The sequence below is a fragment of the Actinocorallia herbida genome (assembly GCF_003751225.1).
GTDB lineage: Bacteria > Actinomycetota > Actinomycetes > Streptosporangiales > Streptosporangiaceae > Actinocorallia > Actinocorallia herbida.
The window spans coordinates 4,174,727-4,189,552 of the sequence record NZ_RJKE01000001.1 but is presented as its reverse complement, the minus strand read 5'-3'; the positions used below and the strand labels follow the sequence as shown (position 1 = coordinate 4,189,552).

At 72.7% G+C, this 14,826-nt stretch carries 12 protein-coding genes; 1 reads left to right on the top strand and 11 read right to left on the bottom strand.

Going from position 1 to position 14,826, the window contains the following annotated elements:
• Nucleotides 1-266 precede the first annotated feature (266 nt).
• The 4 genes from EDD29_RS19315 to EDD29_RS19300 all read right to left on the bottom strand — a co-directional run bounded on the left by EDD29_RS19315 (nucleotide 267) and on the right by EDD29_RS19300 (nucleotide 6,344).
• The gene (locus tag EDD29_RS19315; protein ID WP_123665754.1) at nucleotides 267-1,355 is read right to left on the bottom strand and encodes a zinc-binding dehydrogenase; all 1,089 of its coding nucleotides are present in this window, start codon (nucleotides 1,353-1,355) and stop codon (nucleotides 267-269) included.
• Nucleotides 1,352-1,996 carry a TetR/AcrR family transcriptional regulator gene (locus EDD29_RS19310; RefSeq protein WP_170201469.1) on the bottom strand — a complete coding sequence of 215 codons (645 nt, stop codon included), beginning with the start codon at nucleotides 1,994-1,996 and terminating at the stop codon, nucleotides 1,352-1,354. The genes EDD29_RS19315 and EDD29_RS19310 overlap by 4 nt, the downstream gene beginning before the upstream one ends.
• A gap of 128 nt (nucleotides 1,997-2,124) precedes the next feature.
• Nucleotides 2,125-5,760 (bottom strand): methionine synthase, encoded by a 3,636-nt coding sequence (metH, locus tag EDD29_RS19305; protein WP_123665752.1) that lies wholly within the window; start codon nucleotides 5,758-5,760, stop codon nucleotides 2,125-2,127.
• Nucleotides 5,761-5,966: 206 nt separating this feature from the next.
• Nucleotides 5,967-6,344, bottom strand: coding sequence for a DUF2255 family protein (locus EDD29_RS19300; protein WP_123665751.1), 378 nt, complete (start codon nucleotides 6,342-6,344; stop codon nucleotides 5,967-5,969).
• Nucleotides 6,345-6,800: 456 nt separating this feature from the next.
• On the opposite strand from EDD29_RS19300, the gene add reads away from it, so the two are divergent.
• Nucleotides 6,801-7,781 (top strand): adenosine deaminase, encoded by a 981-nt coding sequence (gene add / locus EDD29_RS19295; RefSeq protein WP_123665750.1) that lies wholly within the window; start codon nucleotides 6,801-6,803, stop codon nucleotides 7,779-7,781.
• A gap of 71 nt (nucleotides 7,782-7,852) precedes the next feature.
• Here add and EDD29_RS19290 read toward each other — a convergent pair whose 3' ends face one another.
• The 7 genes from EDD29_RS19290 to EDD29_RS19260 all read right to left on the bottom strand — a co-directional run bounded on the left by EDD29_RS19290 (nucleotide 7,853) and on the right by EDD29_RS19260 (nucleotide 14,621).
• Nucleotides 7,853-8,221 (bottom strand): histone-like nucleoid-structuring protein Lsr2, encoded by a 369-nt coding sequence (locus EDD29_RS19290; protein WP_123665749.1) that lies wholly within the window; start codon nucleotides 8,219-8,221, stop codon nucleotides 7,853-7,855.
• Between the two features lie 161 nt (nucleotides 8,222-8,382).
• On the bottom strand, nucleotides 8,383-9,603 hold the full coding sequence (locus EDD29_RS19285; RefSeq protein ID WP_246052851.1) for an ROK family transcriptional regulator: 1,221 nt from the start codon (nucleotides 9,601-9,603) through the stop codon (nucleotides 8,383-8,385).
• A gap of 88 nt (nucleotides 9,604-9,691) precedes the next feature.
• On the bottom strand, nucleotides 9,692-10,798 hold the full coding sequence (locus tag EDD29_RS45515) for a S8 family serine peptidase (RefSeq protein ID WP_170201468.1): 1,107 nt from the start codon (nucleotides 10,796-10,798) through the stop codon (nucleotides 9,692-9,694).
• Entirely contained in the window at nucleotides 10,792-11,520 is a 729-nt protein-coding gene (locus tag EDD29_RS19275; RefSeq protein ID WP_123665747.1) for a hypothetical protein, read from the bottom strand. Before EDD29_RS19275 ends, EDD29_RS45515 begins: the two co-directional genes overlap by 7 nt.
• Before the next feature lie 84 nt (nucleotides 11,521-11,604).
• The gene (locus tag EDD29_RS19270; protein WP_123665746.1) at nucleotides 11,605-12,228 is read right to left on the bottom strand and encodes a nucleotidyltransferase domain-containing protein; all 624 of its coding nucleotides are present in this window, start codon (nucleotides 12,226-12,228) and stop codon (nucleotides 11,605-11,607) included.
• A gap of 67 nt (nucleotides 12,229-12,295) precedes the next feature.
• Entirely contained in the window at nucleotides 12,296-13,126 is an 831-nt protein-coding gene (locus tag EDD29_RS19265) for a hypothetical protein (protein ID WP_123665745.1), read from the bottom strand.
• 49 nt (nucleotides 13,127-13,175) lie between these two features.
• The gene (locus EDD29_RS19260) at nucleotides 13,176-14,621 is read right to left on the bottom strand and encodes an L-fucose/L-arabinose isomerase family protein (protein WP_123665744.1); all 1,446 of its coding nucleotides are present in this window, start codon (nucleotides 14,619-14,621) and stop codon (nucleotides 13,176-13,178) included.
• Nucleotides 14,622-14,826: the final 205 nt, after the last annotated feature.

Here is a 14,826-nt window from a genome sequence, read left to right as displayed (position 1 = left end):
ACCCGCGCCTTCACCCGGCAAGGCGCCGGCACCCCGGCGAGGTACCCGTCCAGAACACGGGCGGAGCCCGCACCCGCGCGACGGCGGCCGTCGGACTTCGGGCCACGGCCCAGGGAAACCGCGCGAGGGGGAAAGGGTGCGCCGTCGTCGGGGAGGGCGGTGTCGATTCCGTCGGTCACGCGTCCCGGACCGGTCCGGCGCACTCCGCGGGAGACGGGAAAGGCGGAGGCGCCGCGCGGGGACGCGGCGCCTCGGGGAAGGTGGGGTCAGGCGAGGTCGGTGATGACGACGCGGGCGGTCTTGCCGTCCTTGAGGGACTCGTAGCCCTCGTCGATGTCGGCGAGGGCGATCTCGCGGGAGACGAGCTCGTCGAGGTGGAAGCGACCCTGGAGGTAGAGGGAGGCGTACAGGGGGATGTCGCGCTTGAGGTTGGAGGAGCCCATGTAGACGCCCTGCACCTTCTGGGAGGCGGTCAGGGCGGCGACGGAGTTCACCTCGATGCCCGCGTCGGCGCTGCCGACGCCGATCAGGTAGAGGCCGCCCCCGAACGCGAGCATCTCCATGGCCTGCGCGGTGACCGCCCGGATCCCGACGAAGTCGAAGACGTGGTCGGCGCCGCGGCCGGTGATCCGGCGCACCTCGGCGACCGGGTCCGTCGTGCGGGAGTTGACGAGGTGGGTCGCGCCGAACGTCTTGGCACGTTCCAGCTTGGCGTCCTCGAGGTCCACCACGATGATCGTCTCGGCCCCGGCGATCCGGGCGCCGCTGACCGCGTTCATGCCGACGCCGCCCGCGCCGATGATGACGACCGAGTCTCCGTGCCGCACCTCGGCGCTGTTGAGCACCGCGCCCGCGCCGGTGAGGACGCCGCAGCCCAGGAGGGCGGCGGGCGCCCACGGCATCGCGTCGGGGACGATGGCGAGCTGGTTCTCGTGGATGAGGGCCTGCTGGGCGAACCCGCCTAGCCCCATCCCCTGCGCGACGGGCCTGCCCCGCCAGGACAGGCGCGGGGCCTCGTCGGCGCCGCGGACGGTCCGCTCGGGACGCCGGCAGATCCAGGTCCTGCCGGACAGGCAGGCGACGCACGAGCCGCAGTACTGGATGAGGCTGCCGACGACATGGTCGCCGACCTTCACCTGGGTGACCTCCGGACCCACCTCGGCGACGACGCCCGCGACCTCGTGGCCGAGCACGATCGGGAAGTCCTGGCCGAGGAAGGTCGCGACGCTGAGGTCGGAGTGGCACAGACCCGAGGCCTTGACCTCTACGCGGACCTCGTGGCCGATCGGGGCGGCGAGGTCGACGTCCTCGATGACGAATCCCTGGCCGAGCCCCTTGGTGACCGATGCCTTCATGACGTGCTTCTTTCTTGCGATCTATGGGAGGTGCCTTCAGCTCCGGTCAGCCACGGCGGGAGCACGGCCAGGACCGTCGCGACGAACAGGCCGGGGTCGCCGGTCCCCGTCGTGCGCAGCCATGACTCCATGACCCCCGTGACGCCGTGCGCGAGGAACGCGCTGTACATCGCGACGGAGACCGCGTCCCCGGACGCGCCGGGCGGCATGCGGTCGGCGCGGCCTTCCAGCAGTGCGGTGAACGAGGCGATGGAGTGCTCGTTCAGCAGGGCGTGCAGTGCGCCGCTGGAGTGGTCGACCAGGCCCGTCGTGTAGAGCGCGGAGAACCGCACGACGTGCTCGGCGAGGCCGTGCAGACCGTGTTCGAGCGCCTCGGAGAGGGCCGTCCCCGGCGCCGCCAGGGCGAAGATCTCCGCGCGGAGGCCGTCGAGTTCGTCCCAGATGACACGGCGCAGGAGGTCGGCCGGGCTGGAGGCGTGTTTGTAGAAGGTCGAGCGGTTGATCCCGGCCTTCTTGGTGAGGTCGGAGACGGTGATCTCCTCGACCGGGGCCCTGGACGCGAGATCGAGCACCGCCGCGCGCAGTTTGGCGCGGGTCTGCACGACGCGGAGGTCCGCGGGATCGGGGCGAGTTACCTTCACCTCAAGATAGTACCTCTGACCTGGGGTAATCCACACCTGTTGCTTATCTCCCCAGCCCCGTCACACGGAAAAGGCCCGCCCCGGCGGTGCCGGAACGGGCCTTTCTGGGTCGCGCTGGGTCGTGCGGGTCAGGCCTCGGGCTCGTAGGCGAGGTTCGGGCGCAGCCAGCGCTCGGTCTCGGCGACGGTCAGGCCGGTGCGGGCCGCGTAGTCCTCGATCTGGTCGCGGCCGAGCCGTCCGACGGTGAAGTACCGCGACTCGGGGTGGGCGAAGATCAGGCCGCTGACCGCCGACGCCGGGATCATCGCGAACGACTCGGTCAGCGCGATGCCGTGCGCGTTCGCGTCCAGCAGCTCGAACAGGGTCTTCTTGCGGCTGTGGTCCGGGCAGGCCGGGTAGCCCAGCGCCGGGCGGATACCACGGAAGCGCTCGGCGTGCAGGTCCGCCAGCGCGGGGGCGGCGTCGGGCTCGAACCAGGCGCGCCGGGCCTGGAGGTGGATCAGCTCCGCGAACGCCTCGGCGAGCCGGTCGGCCAGGGCCTTCACCATGATCGCCCGGTAGTCGTCCTTGGCCTCCTCGTACTTCGCCGCGAGCTCGTCGGCGCCGTGCACCGCGACCGCGAAGCCGCCGAGGTGGTCGCCGGACGGGGCGAGGTAGTCGGCGAGACTGCGGTTCGGGCGGCCGTCGGGCTTGGCCGTCTGCTGGCGCAGCATCGGGATCGTCGCGCCGTTCTCCAGGACGAGATCGTCGCCCTCGGCGTGCGCGGGCCAGAAGCCCAGGACGCCCTCGGCGCGCAGCGACCCGTTCGCGATGATCTCGTCCAGCATCGTCTGCGCGTCGTCGTACAGCTCGCGCGCGACCGGCTGGTCGAGGATCGCCGGGTACTTGCCCTTGAGCTCCCACGCGAGGAAGAAGAACTGCCAGTCGATCATCTCGCGCAGCTCGGTCAGCGACGGGGTGACCGTGCGCAGGCCGGTGAACTCCGGGGTCGGCAGGCCCTCGAACGACGGCTTCTCGGCGTTGGCGCGGGCCTGCGCCAGGGTGAGCATCGGCTGTGCCCTGCGGTTCTCGTGCGCCTCGCGCAGCTTCTGCTGCTCGAGGCGGTTGGCGGTGTCCAGCGCCTCGGCGCGGTCGGCGTCCAGCAGGTCCGACACGACGCCGACGACCCGGGAGGCGTCCAGCACGTGCACGACCGACCCGGTGTAGGCGGGCGCGATCCGGACCGCCGTGTGCTGGCGGGACGTGGTCGCGCCGCCGATGAGCAGTGGCAGCTTCAGCCCGCGCCGGTCCATCTCGGCGGCGACCGACACCATCTCGTCCAGCGACGGGGTGATCAGGCCGGACAGGCCGATCGCGTCCGCGCCCTCGGCGACCGCGGTGTCGAGGATCGTCGCGGCCGGGACCATGACGCCGAGGTCCACGACCTCGTAGTTGTTGCAGCCGAGCACGACGCCGACGATGTTCTTGCCGATGTCGTGGACGTCGCCCTTGACCGTGGCCATGACGACCTTGCCCTGGCCGCTGCGCACCTGCTCGCGGCCTTCGGCGAGGGCCTTCTCCTTCTCGGCCTCCATGAACGGCTCGAGGTAGGCCACCGAGCGCTTCATCACCCGGGCGCTCTTGACGACCTGCGGCAGGAACATCTTGCCGGAGCCGAAGAGGTCGCCGACGACCTTCATGCCGTCCATCAGCGGGCCCTCGATGACCTCCAGGGGGCGCGGCAGGAGCTGCCTGGCCTCCTCGGTGTCCTCCTCGACGAAGTCGGTGATGCCGTGCACCAGCGCGTGGGACAGCCGCTCGGCGACGGGCAGTTCACGCCATGACAGGTCGATCTCGCGCTTGGTGCCGCTGCCCGACACCGTCTTGGCGAACTCGATGAGCCGGTCGGTGGCGTCCTCACGCCGGTCGAACAGCACGTCCTCGACGTGCTCCAGGAGATCGGCGGGGATGTCGGCGTAGACGGCGAGCTGGCCGGCGTTGACGATGCCCATGTCCAGTCCCGCGCGCACGGCGTGCAGCAGGAACGCCGAGTGCATGGCCTCGCGGACCACGTCGTTGCCGCGGAAGGAGAACGACAGGTTCGAGATGCCGCCGGAGGTCAGCGCGCCGGGGCAGCGCTGCTTGATCCGCGGCAGCGCCTCGATGAACTCCTTCGCGTAGGAGTTGTGCTCGCTCATGCCGGTGGCGACGGCGAGCACGTTCGGGTCGAAGATGATGTCCTCGGGGGCGAAGCCGACCTGCTGGGTGAGCAGGTCGTAGGCGCGGCCGCAGATCGCGACCTTGCGGTCGGCGGTCTCGGCCTGGCCCTTCTCGTCGAAGGCCATGACGACGACGCCGGCGCCGAACGCCTTGACCTTGCGCGCCTGCGCCAGGAAGGGCTCCTCGCCCTCCTTGAGGCTGATGGAGTTGACGACGCCATTGCCCTGGACGCACTTGAGCCCGGCCTCCAGCACGCTCCACCGCGAGCTGTCGATCATCACCGGGATCTTGGCGATCTCCGGCTCGGTCGCGATGAGGTTGAGGAAGGTGGTCATCGCCTCCTCGGAGTCGAGGAGGTCGGCGTCCATGTTCACGTCGAGGAGGTTCGCGCCGCCGCGGACCTGCTCGGCCGCCACGTCGGCGGCGGCCTGGAAGTCGTCGGCCTCGATGAGGCGGCGGAACCGCGCGGAACCGGTGACGTTGGTGCGCTCGCCGATCATGACGAAGCCGGTGTCCGGGCCGATCTCGAAGGTCTCCAGGCCGGAGAAGCGGCTGCGCTTCGGCGGGCTCGCGATCGGGCGGGGGGCCTTGCCCGCGACGCCCTCGGCGATCTTCGCGATGTGCGCGGGGGTGGTGCCGCAGCAGCCGCCCGCGATGTTCACCAGGCCGTCGAGCGCGAACTCCTCGAGAAGGCGGCCGGTCTGCTCGGGGGTCTGGTCGTAGCCGCCGAACGCGTTCGGCAGGCCCGCGTTGGGGTGCGAGGCGGTGTAGGTGCCGGCCATCCGGGCCAGGTCCTCCACGTGCGGGCGCATCTCCTCGGCGCCCAGCGAGCAGTTGACGCCGACGACCAGGGGGCCGGCGTGCTTGACCGAGTTCCAGAACGCCTCGACGGTCTGGCCCGACAGGGTCCGGCCGGACTTGTCGACGATGGTCACCGAGATCCACAGCGGCAGGTCCGGCGCCACCTCGGCGGCCGCGGCGATGGCCGCCTTGACGTTCAAGGTGTCGAAGATCGTCTCGATGAGCAGGAGGTCGACGCCGCCCTCGGCGAGCGCGGAGATCTGCTCGGCGTAGGACTCCTTGACCTTGTCGAAGGAGACCGCGCGGTAGGCGGGGTCGTCGACGCGCGGGGACAGCGACAGGGTGACGTTGAGGGGGCCGACGGACCCGGCGACGAACTTGCCGCCCGCCTCGTCGGCGGCCTGGCGGGCCAGCCGGGCGCCCTGCACGTTCATCTCGCGGACGTGCGCCTCGAGGCCGTAGTCGGCCTGGGCGATGCTCGTCGCGGTGAAGGTGTTGGTGGTGGTGATGTCGGCGCCGGCCGCCAGGTACTGGCGGTGGATGTCGAGGATGACGTCCGGACGGGTGATGTTGAGGAGGTCCGGGTCGCCGGTGACGTCCATCGGGTGGTCGGTGAAGCGGTCGCCCCGGTAGTCCTCGGGCTTGAGGTTCGCGTTCTGGAGCATCGAGCCCCACGCACCGTCCAGGACGGCGATGCGCTCGTCCAGGATCTCCCGCAGCCGCCGCGTGCGCTCCGCGCGCGTCTCGGTCGCCGCTACCGTCATTCGGGTGTCCTCCCAGCTCGTCGGGAGGCGCCCTTGTCCGTCGGTCAGGTCGAGCGTGGCGGGCATGTGGCCCGTTGCAGCGCCTCTCGGCCCGCCCCCGATCTTACCGCGTTCACACGGGCTCGCAGTAATCGGATCGTGCAATGTGCGGCCGGTGCGCGAGGGCGGGCCGGGCCTCTCGCGGACGCCCGGCGCGCGATCGGCGATCAGCCGTGCGGGACCAGCTTGAGGGTCGACGCGCGGGCCTTGTCGCTGATGACCGAGCCGACGATCTCCTCCGGGTAGCGGCGGTACTTGAGCCGGTACTCGGCGTCGAGCTTGTCGTCGATGGCGTGGTCGGCGTGTGCGAACTCGACGTCCTTGCCCATCCCGTCGGCCTCGATGTGCCCCTCGTGACTCTCCTGGGTGCTCCGGTACCAGTTGCCGTTGGGCCCGTTCACGGCCCGGACGTAGACGTCCTCACCGTGCCGGACGACCCAGATCGTCGTGGGCTCGCGCAGGGATCCGTCGGCCAGCTGTGGCTGGAGGTGCAGTTCCTCGGCCTCCCCGATCTTGCGCAGTTCGTCCTTCGTCCACCCGGCCATGGGCACTCCCCTTTCCCTACCCGGCGCCAGACGGCACCGCTTCCTTCGGGAGGTACCCGAGATCAGACAAACCGCTGGAAATCCCCTCGTTTGATCTCGGCAAACCGCGAGACGCACCGGCCCGGCGCCTTTACGCAGTAAGGTCACCCGGGGTCACGGGGCGAGCTCCTCCTCGACGGGACCGGTCGTCCAGGCGAGGCGGTGGCGCTGTAGGTCCGACGCGCAGGCTCACGAGGTAGACGACGGGACGGCCGAGGACCGCCGGCTCGATCACGTTACCTCTCCGAAACGTCCCGGTTCGGTTTCCGCCATGGAGCCGGTGTTCTTTGTGGGCGTGGAGCAGATCACCGAAGAATCCACAGCCCCTACGACGGAGACCCGGACCCAGCCGTCGCTTCCAGGCCCGTCCGCATCCCCTGAACCCCGGCCCTGCACGTCCGACCTTAGGAGTCCGCTATGACCCGCGACCTGCGCGCCCTTCCGAAAGCGCACCTGCACATCCACTTGGAGGCGACCGTACGGCCGGGCACCTTGGCGGAGTTCGCCGCGGAGTCCGGTGTGGCCGTACCGAAGACCCTCGTGTTCGCGGACTTCACCGAGTTCATCGAGGCGTACCTCGCGCTCGCCGCGCTCATCGACTCCCCCGCGAGGCTGGCCCGGGTCGTCGCGGAGGCCGTCGGGGACGCCGCCGCCGAGGGGGCCGTGGTGATCGAGCTGGCCACGACGCCGACCTGGTACACGGACCTGTACGGGTCGGTGGAGGCGGCCGTCGAGGCGGTCTGCGGGTACGCGGCCGAGGCGGCCGGCCGGTACGGGGTGTGGACGGGGGTGATCGTCGCGATCGACCGGACGCTGGGGCCCGAGCACGCGATGACCATGGCCGGGACCGCGGTGGAGTTCGCCGGGCGCGGCGTCACCGGGCTCGGCCTGCACTCGGAGGAGCGCGGCTTCCCCGCCGCCGGCTTCGGGGCGCCGTTCGCCCTCGCCCGCGAGGCCGGGCTGCTGGCGGTGCCGCACGCGGGGGAACTGGTCGGCGCGCAGTCGGTCCGCGAGGCGCTCGACGTGCTGGGCGCCGACCGGATCCAGCACGGCGTCCGGGCGGTCGAGGACCCCGCGCTCGTCGCCGAGCTCGCCGCGCGCGGCACCTGCCTGGACGTCTGCCCCACCTCGAACGTCCTGCTCGGCGTCTTCCCGTCGCTCGCCGACCATCCGCTGCCCGCCCTGCTCGCCGCGGGCGTGGCCTGCTCGATCAACGCCGACGACCCGACCCTGTTCGGCCCCGGCCTGCTCGCCGAGTACACCACCGCGCGGACCGGGCTCGGCCTGGACGACGCCGCACTCGCCTCCTGCGCCCGGAGCTCGATCACCGCGAGCGCGGCGCCCCAGGCCGTCAAGGAGGCGGCGCTCTCCGGGATCGACGGCTGGCTCGCGGGCTGAGGCGCCGGGAAAGACGAACGAGGCGGCACGGAAGATCCGTGCCGCCTCGCCGCGGTCCCGTGGGACCGCGATCAGGCCTGGTCGGGCCTGGCGTCGGGGTGTGCGACGACGAACTGCTCGTACACCTCGTCCGCGATCTTGCCGCGGACGCTCACCTCGATGCCCTGAGCGGTCGCCCACTCGCGCACGTCGGTGTTGGTGTAGCCCTGGAGGCGCGGCGCGGTGTCGGCGGCCGACTTGCGGGACCGCCCCGCCTGCTTGACCTCGACGGCACGTTCCACGAAGGGCGCGAGGGAGGCCATCAGGTCGGTGAGCAGCTTGAAGTTGGCGTCGCCCAGATCAATGGCGTACTTCGAGCCGCCCAGCTCGAACTCTCTCCGGGTGACGTCCTCGCCGTCGTACCCGTCGATGTCGTCCACCACTATGGTCTTGGTTGCCACTGTGCTCTTTCACCCTTTCGCTCGTTTGTTCGCAACGAGCCTAAGGGACCCGGCCGCCTCCTCGCGCCGTTTCCTCCGCTCACCCCTTGCGGGCGATTCCGCCCAGCTCCCGGGACGGCCACGGCCCGTCCCCTCGGGAGAGGACCAGGTGGGGCCGGGTGTCACGCCGGTCTGACGGCGTGCGCCCTGCGGGCCTCCAGGATCGTCAAGGGGTCGGCGAGGAGGGCGGCGAAGGCGAGTTCGGCGGCTCCGGCGAGGGTGGTGTCGTCGCCGAGGGCCGCGGTGGCGAGGCGGACGCGTTCCCGGGAGACGGGCAGGACGTGCGCCTCGATCCTGGCGCGGACGCGCGGGGCGGTCCCGTCGAACAGGTCGCGGAGCATCCCGCCGAAGACGACGACCGCCGGGTTGAACAGGTTGATCAGGTTGACGACGCCGACGCCGAGCCAGTCGCCGATCCTGTCGATCGCCTCGACGGCCCGGGTGTCCCCGGCCTCGGCGAGCGCGACGACCTCGCGGATCCCGGCCCGTCCGACGAGGTCGTGGGCGCGTCCCGCGTAGTCGAGCAGGGCGCCCTCGCCGACCTCGGCCTCCAGACAGCCGTGCGACCCGCACAGGCAGGGCCGCCCGTCGAACGGGTTCACCACCATGTGGCCGACCTCGCAGCCGTAGCCGCCCGCGCCGTCCAGCAGCTTGCCGCCGACGATGATGCCGCCGCCGACCCCGACGTCGCCGTGCAGGTAGACGAGATCGTCGAGGCCGGTGCCCGCGCCCCGGACGTGCTCGGCGACCGCGCCGAGATGAGCCTCGTTCCCGACCCCGACCGGCAGGCCGAGACCGAGCCTTTCGGCGAGGTCGGGGCCGAAACGCTGGTCCGCCCAGCCGAGGAACGGGCCGTAGCGGACCGTCCCGTCGGGGCGGACCATCCCGCAGTAGGACACGCCCACCCCTGCGCACACCGTGTCCGGGCCCGCTTCGGCGACGAGGTCCCTGCCGAACTCGGCGAGGACGCCCACCACGTCGTCGAGGTCGAGGACCGCGCGGGGCCGGACCGCCTCGCGCCGGGCGAGGATCCGGCCGCCGAGCCCGACCCTTGCGGCGGTCACACCGTCGACGGCGACGTCGAAGGCCAGCGCGTGGATCCGCTCCGGCTCGGGTGCGACGACCAGGGACGGCCGTCCGGCCCGGCCCGTCTCGGCGGGTTTCTCCTCGCTGACGAGCCCCGCGCCGGCCAGATCCGCGATGAGGCTCATGATCGTGCTGCGGTTCAGGCCGAGCCGCTCGCCGAGCGACGCCCGGGTGAGCGGCCCCTCGACGTGCACGCGCCGCAGCACCTCCGAAAGGTGCCTTTGGCGCATCTCCTCCTGCGTCCGTCCGACCCTCACCCAAGTCCTCCTCACCGCCGCGATCCCGCCCAGTATCGCCCGCGGTGAGCCTCTCCCGTGCCCCCGCCCTCCGCGCGGCGGCACGGGATCAGGGCGCGGGCTCCACGGCGGGGGCCTCCGGGCGCGTCCGTCCACGGCGGCCGAGGACGGCGGCCGCGCCGAGCAGGACGAGTCCGCCGCCGAGGGCCCCGGCGGGCACGGCGAAGGCGACGGGCCGGTGCCCGACCGCGGCGATGACGGGCGGCTCCCCTGCGGGGAAGGAGGCGGGATCCAGTCCGGCCTCCGTCTCGGTCGATGTCCTTTCCGGGACCGCGCGGAGTGCGGCGGCGGGGTCGATCAGGCCGAATCCCACCGAGGGGTCGTAGCCGCCCTTCGGGTGGCGGGCGGACGCGGCGAGCGCGGCGGCGACCTCGGCGGGGCCGGCATCGGGGTGCTCGGACCTGACCAGCGCGGCTGCCGCGGCGACGAGGGAGACCGCGGGGCCTTCACCCCAGAACGTCCAGGTCCGTCCGTCCGGGCCGGTGGCCGCCCGCCGGTGGCCGGGGGCGGCGACGAGCGAGGCACTGGTCAGCGCCGAGTCCCTGTCCGGCCTGCCCTGCGCGTCCACGACGGCGACCCCGACGACGCCGGGATCTCGTGCGGGGACCACGGGCTCCCGGCGTCCCGGCAGGCTCCCGCCGCTCGGCCGCAGCCGCACGTTGGGGGCGACGACCACCGCGCCCTTCGACAGCGCGTAGGAGATCTCGCGGCCGGAGTCGATCCCTCTCCATGCGCGGCTCACCACGATCACGTCCGCGCCTTTCTCCGCGGCCCACCGGAGCCCGTCCGAAGGGGTTCCGACGCCGCCGCAGTGGGTCACGTCCAAAGGCGCACCGCCGTCACACGTGATCTGGACGGGCAGGATCTTCGCCTCGGGGGCCAGCGAGTGGATCATCGAGGCCATGAGGGTGCCGTGCACCGGGCGTCCATGGGGCTTCACGAAGCTCTTGCCTGGCAGCACGCGGTCCCCGAGCGCGGGCAGGTCGCGGGCCACCCCGGACCCCAGGACGGCGACGGTGACGCCCTTTCCCCGAGAGGATCGCCGAGCCTTCTCAAAGGACGCGCGCAGGTCGTCGTCGACCGGGGCGGCGGCCAGGACGGGCGCGGGGGCCAGGAGCGTCAGAGCGGCGACGGAGGCCGCGAGACTGATCAGCATGCGACGCGCTCCGCTTCGCACACCGACGCGGCGGGGTCGCCGAGGAACGCCGACAGGGCGGCCAGCACGGCGCTCCCGTGCCCGAACCGGGAGACCACCGCCTCCGGCGGGAGCGCGGGGCGGTCGTCCAGCCATCCGCTGGTCTGGAGCAGCAGGTACCTGCCGGTGCCTCCGGCGACGAACGCCTGGCGCGTCGCGTCGGTGAAGGGCGCGCTCGCGGTCTCGGGGAAGCCGACGGCGCGCAGGCCCTCGCGTTCGCGGCCGGACATCTCCCGGACCGCCGTCCGCCCTGCGTCGGCGTCGCGCAGCGGCACGAGGCCGACGGTGGTGACCTGGGTGCCCGTGGCATCGACGTAGGTGGCGCGCAATACCGTCCGGCAGCCGTGCGCGGCGAGGGCCCGCGCGGCGTCGGTGTCGAGGGCCTCCGCGCACGACGCGGCGGACGCGATGCCGACGCGCCGTGCGATGGGCTTCACCGACCCGTCCGCCGCGTCGCCGTAGGGCACTTCGGCCGGGAAGACCTCGCCGACGGGGCGCAGCCGCCAGCGCTCGTGGGTTTCGCGCTCGGCGGCCGCGGCCAGCTCGGCGCGGGTGGGCTCGCGGGTCAGTTCCCCGGTGAGCAGGACGCCGCCGGTCCCCAGCGCGGCCAGGCCGACGAGCGCGAGCGCCGCGGCCGGGACGTGACGGGACCTGCGACGCGCGGGGGGTGGGGCGTCGGACATGGGGCGGAATCCTAGCCGCGAACCCGCCGAATGATCTAGACGGCCGGCCTGTTCCCGATACTGCACCGACCGTGACTCTTCGGGTCAGGTGCACCGCGAAAGGCCGTCGCGCCACGGGTGGCCCGGTGAGGAGAGGGCGAGGGCGGCGGAAAGCCAGGTGCGGGCCTCGGCGTCGAGCAGGGGCGAGACCCGGGCGAAGTCGAGCGCGTCCTTCTCCCTGACGGCCTTCGCCTTGTAGTAGAGCTGCACCTCGGGCCGCAGGTAAGGGATGCCGTCCCCGGTGACCCGCCCGAGGTGGGCCAGCGGCATCCTGATCCGGGGATCACGCCGGGACACCCAGTCGGCGCCATCGGCCCCGTCGAGCATGAACTGCACGGCCCAGGGCTCGCCCGGCGCACGGCGGCACCACACGTCGTGCACACCCTCCGGCACCTGTCCGCCCTCCGGCCAGGCCCGCAGCGTTCCGGGCGGATCGGCGAGCCCGGCCTCCCACCCGCCGAGCCGACGCCGCAGCTCCGCGTGGTCCCGGTGCAGCACCAGCACGTCGAGGTCCGCGTGCGCGCGGAACGCCTCCCCGACCGCCAGCTCGATCGCGTGACCGCCCGCGATCCACCACGGGAAGCCCGCGCCGCGCAGCAGCTCGGCGGCCTCACCCGGCGTCAGCGGCGCCCACGGTCCCCGCACATCGAAAACCGCGTCCTCCCCCATGCCTCCGACTCCACCACGTCCGGACCTTCCTGTCAGCCCGTCCGCGCCACCACCGCGCACGGAAGTCTCACGCGGCCGCTCCGTCGGCCGGGACCGCGTCCGCCACCGGAGCCGGCGGCGACGGGCGGGAGGCGCGCCTGCGGAGGAGGAAGGCGGCGACGAGGACGCCCGCGCCCCGGCCGAGCAGGGCGGCCGGTGGCAGGAGCGCGGCCCGGGCGTGGCGGACCGCGGTGATCGGGACGGGCGGGGTGCCGAAGGTCGCCGTCCCGCCGGACGCCGACGGTTCGGGCAGTGCCTGGTCCGGCGCGACGGCCAGGGCGGCGGCCGGGTCGATGGGGCCATGGCCGACCGTCGTGGTGTAGCCGCCCTTCGGGTGGCGGGCCGCGTCGGTGACCGCCGCCGCCGTCCTCGGGAAGGCCGCGGCGCGCACGCCGCCCTTCCCGTCCAGCGCGTCGGCCGCCTCCCGCGCCGCGTCGGCGTCGCGCAGGGGCAGGACGCCGACGGTCGTCACCTCGGTGCCCGACGCGTCGACATAGCCGGCCCGCAGAACCGTCTCGCAGCCCCGCCCCGCGACGGCTTTGAGGGCTCCGCCATCGAGCCCTTCCTTGCAGTCCGCCTCCGGCGCGACCCCGACGCGACGCGCCGTCTGCGCACCCCCGCCCTGCGCGCCACCCCCATAGGAGACCTCGGGAGGAAACAGTTCGTCGGCGGTCCACAACCGCCGGCGCTCGTGTCGCTCCCGCTCCTTGGCACCGGCGAGTTCCGCGGCGGTCGGCTCTCGGGTCGGTTCCAGCGTGAGCAGGACGGCGCCGGTCCCGAACGGGCACGCGCCGGCCACGAGGGCGGCAAGGGCGGCGAGGCGGGACCGGCGACGGGCGGGAGGTGATGCGTCGGACATGGCGACGCATCTTAGAACGATCTTCGAGAATTCGGTGGATCTTCCCGGGTCAGACCTCGCGGTAGGGGATGCCGAGGAGGTCGGCGGCGGCGCGGTAGTCGGCGGCGCGGTGGCCGATGGACAGGGACCAGTGGTGGCCCACGCCGGTGGCGGACCAGGCGTCGACCCACTCGCCGGGGTCGCGGCCGAAGTCGACGCGGCTCGTGGTGTTGCCGATCTCCAGGAGGGGGCCGGGGACGACGGTGCCCTCTGAGGCGATGAAGGACAGGGTGCCGTCGGCGTCCTGGCCGAGACCGAGCACGGTGACGGGGCCGTGCTGGACGTCGAACTCGACGCTGACGCCCCAGCCGCGCTTGCCGTGGTAGACGCCGAGGCCGCGCAGCAGCGGGTCGCGGGCGCTGACGGCGAGGTGGGCGGGGCCGTCGTGGCCCATCTCGACCACGTTGTCGGCGAAGTTCAGCGCCTGGATCTCGGTGAACGAGCCGCCCGCGCCCACGGCCTGCGAGGCGAGCTGGGCGACCGTCGTCCGCAGCTCGTACTCGCCGGTCGCCGGGACGCCGCGCGCGGTCAGCAGGGACGCGCCGAGGATCATGCCGGCGCCGAGCCGCTCGTGCTGCTCGCCGTCGAGGCCGCGGTGGTAGTAGGCGAGGGTGTCGATCTCGAAGTCCTCGACCAGCCGGTCCAGCGCGACCGAGACCGTCGCGCCCCAGGCGAAGTCCTCCTCCACGACCGTGTCGTCGAGGGCGAAGATCTGGCGGGCGAGGTCCATCCGGGCGCGGGTCTCGGCCTCGGTCACCTGCTCGACGCGGTGCCGCAGGTCGTCGAACTCCAGCACTTCGACGTGCGAGCCGAACGTGGCGGGCAGCAGGGTCAGGTCGGTGGAGACGTCGAGCATGCCCGGGTACAGGTGGCCCATGAGGCCGTGGCGGGCGTGCCGGAGGGCCGCGCGGACGTGCGCGGCCCGGATCCACTGGCCGATCCGCGCCCAGGCCGAGTCCTGCTTCAGCCAGCCGGAGACCGAGCGGAACGGGACGCCCGCGCGGCGGAACACGTTGCCGACCTCGGGCACCGGGCACTGGCCGCAGTAGGCGAGCCACGCACCAGTGTCGAACGCGGTGTGGTCCATCTTCTCGGTCGGCTGGAGGTCGATGACGAGCACCGGGGTGTTCGCGCGCTGGGCGATCGGCAGCACCATCGACGAGGTCAGGTAGGTCGTCAGGAAGAGCACGATGAGGTCGCAGTCCGCCTTGCGGAGCTGCTCGGCCGCCGCCGCGCCCTCCTTCGCGTCGGAGATGAACCCGACGTCGGTCACCTCGGCGTCCATCTCCTGGAACCTCTCGGCGACGTACCGGGCGCTCTCCTGGAGCTGCGGGAGCAGGCCGGGGAACTGCGGCCAGTAGGTGCCGAGGCCGCCCGCGACGAGCCCGATGCGGGTCTTGCGGCGGGTGACCGGGGCGAGGAGGTCGAGGACCGGGGTACGGGCGGGGGAGGTCATCGAGACGGGTCCCTTTCGTGCGGGGCGGGCGGGCACCGGGGCAGGGGAACCGACTTTTCGGACACCGAGCTCCGGTTCGAGGGACGATAGGCGGTGTAGAACGTTTTTACAAGCCGGAGACGGGGCGGGGTCTGCGTTCTCCAGAAGGCCGATGGACCGAGGGAAGGGCATTGGAGCTGCGGATTCATCGATTTCACGGGATGTT

Bases quoted from the DNA above. Each gene is read 5' to 3' on its own strand.
- EDD29_RS19315 (WP_123665754.1), bottom strand. From the start codon at position 1,355: ATGAAGGCATCGGTCACCAAGGGGCTCGGCCAGGGATTCGTCATCGAG.
- metH (WP_123665752.1), bottom strand. From the start codon at position 5,760: ATGACGGTAGCGGCGACCGAGACGCGCGCGGAGCGCACGCGGCGGCTG.
- EDD29_RS19300 (WP_123665751.1), bottom strand. From the start codon at position 6,344: ATGGCCGGGTGGACGAAGGACGAACTGCGCAAGATCGGGGAGGCCGAG.
- add (WP_123665750.1), top strand. From the start codon at position 6,801: ATGACCCGCGACCTGCGCGCCCTTCCGAAAGCGCACCTGCACATCCAC.
- EDD29_RS45515 (WP_170201468.1), bottom strand. From the start codon at position 10,798: ATGCTGATCAGTCTCGCGGCCTCCGTCGCCGCTCTGACGCTCCTGGCC.
- EDD29_RS19275 (WP_123665747.1), bottom strand. From the start codon at position 11,520: ATGTCCGACGCCCCACCCCCCGCGCGTCGCAGGTCCCGTCACGTCCCG.
- EDD29_RS19270 (WP_123665746.1), bottom strand. From the start codon at position 12,228: ATGGGGGAGGACGCGGTTTTCGATGTGCGGGGACCGTGGGCGCCGCTG.
- EDD29_RS19265 (WP_123665745.1), bottom strand. From the start codon at position 13,126: ATGTCCGACGCATCACCTCCCGCCCGTCGCCGGTCCCGCCTCGCCGCC.
- EDD29_RS19260 (WP_123665744.1), bottom strand. From the start codon at position 14,621: ATGACCTCCCCCGCCCGTACCCCGGTCCTCGACCTCCTCGCCCCGGTC.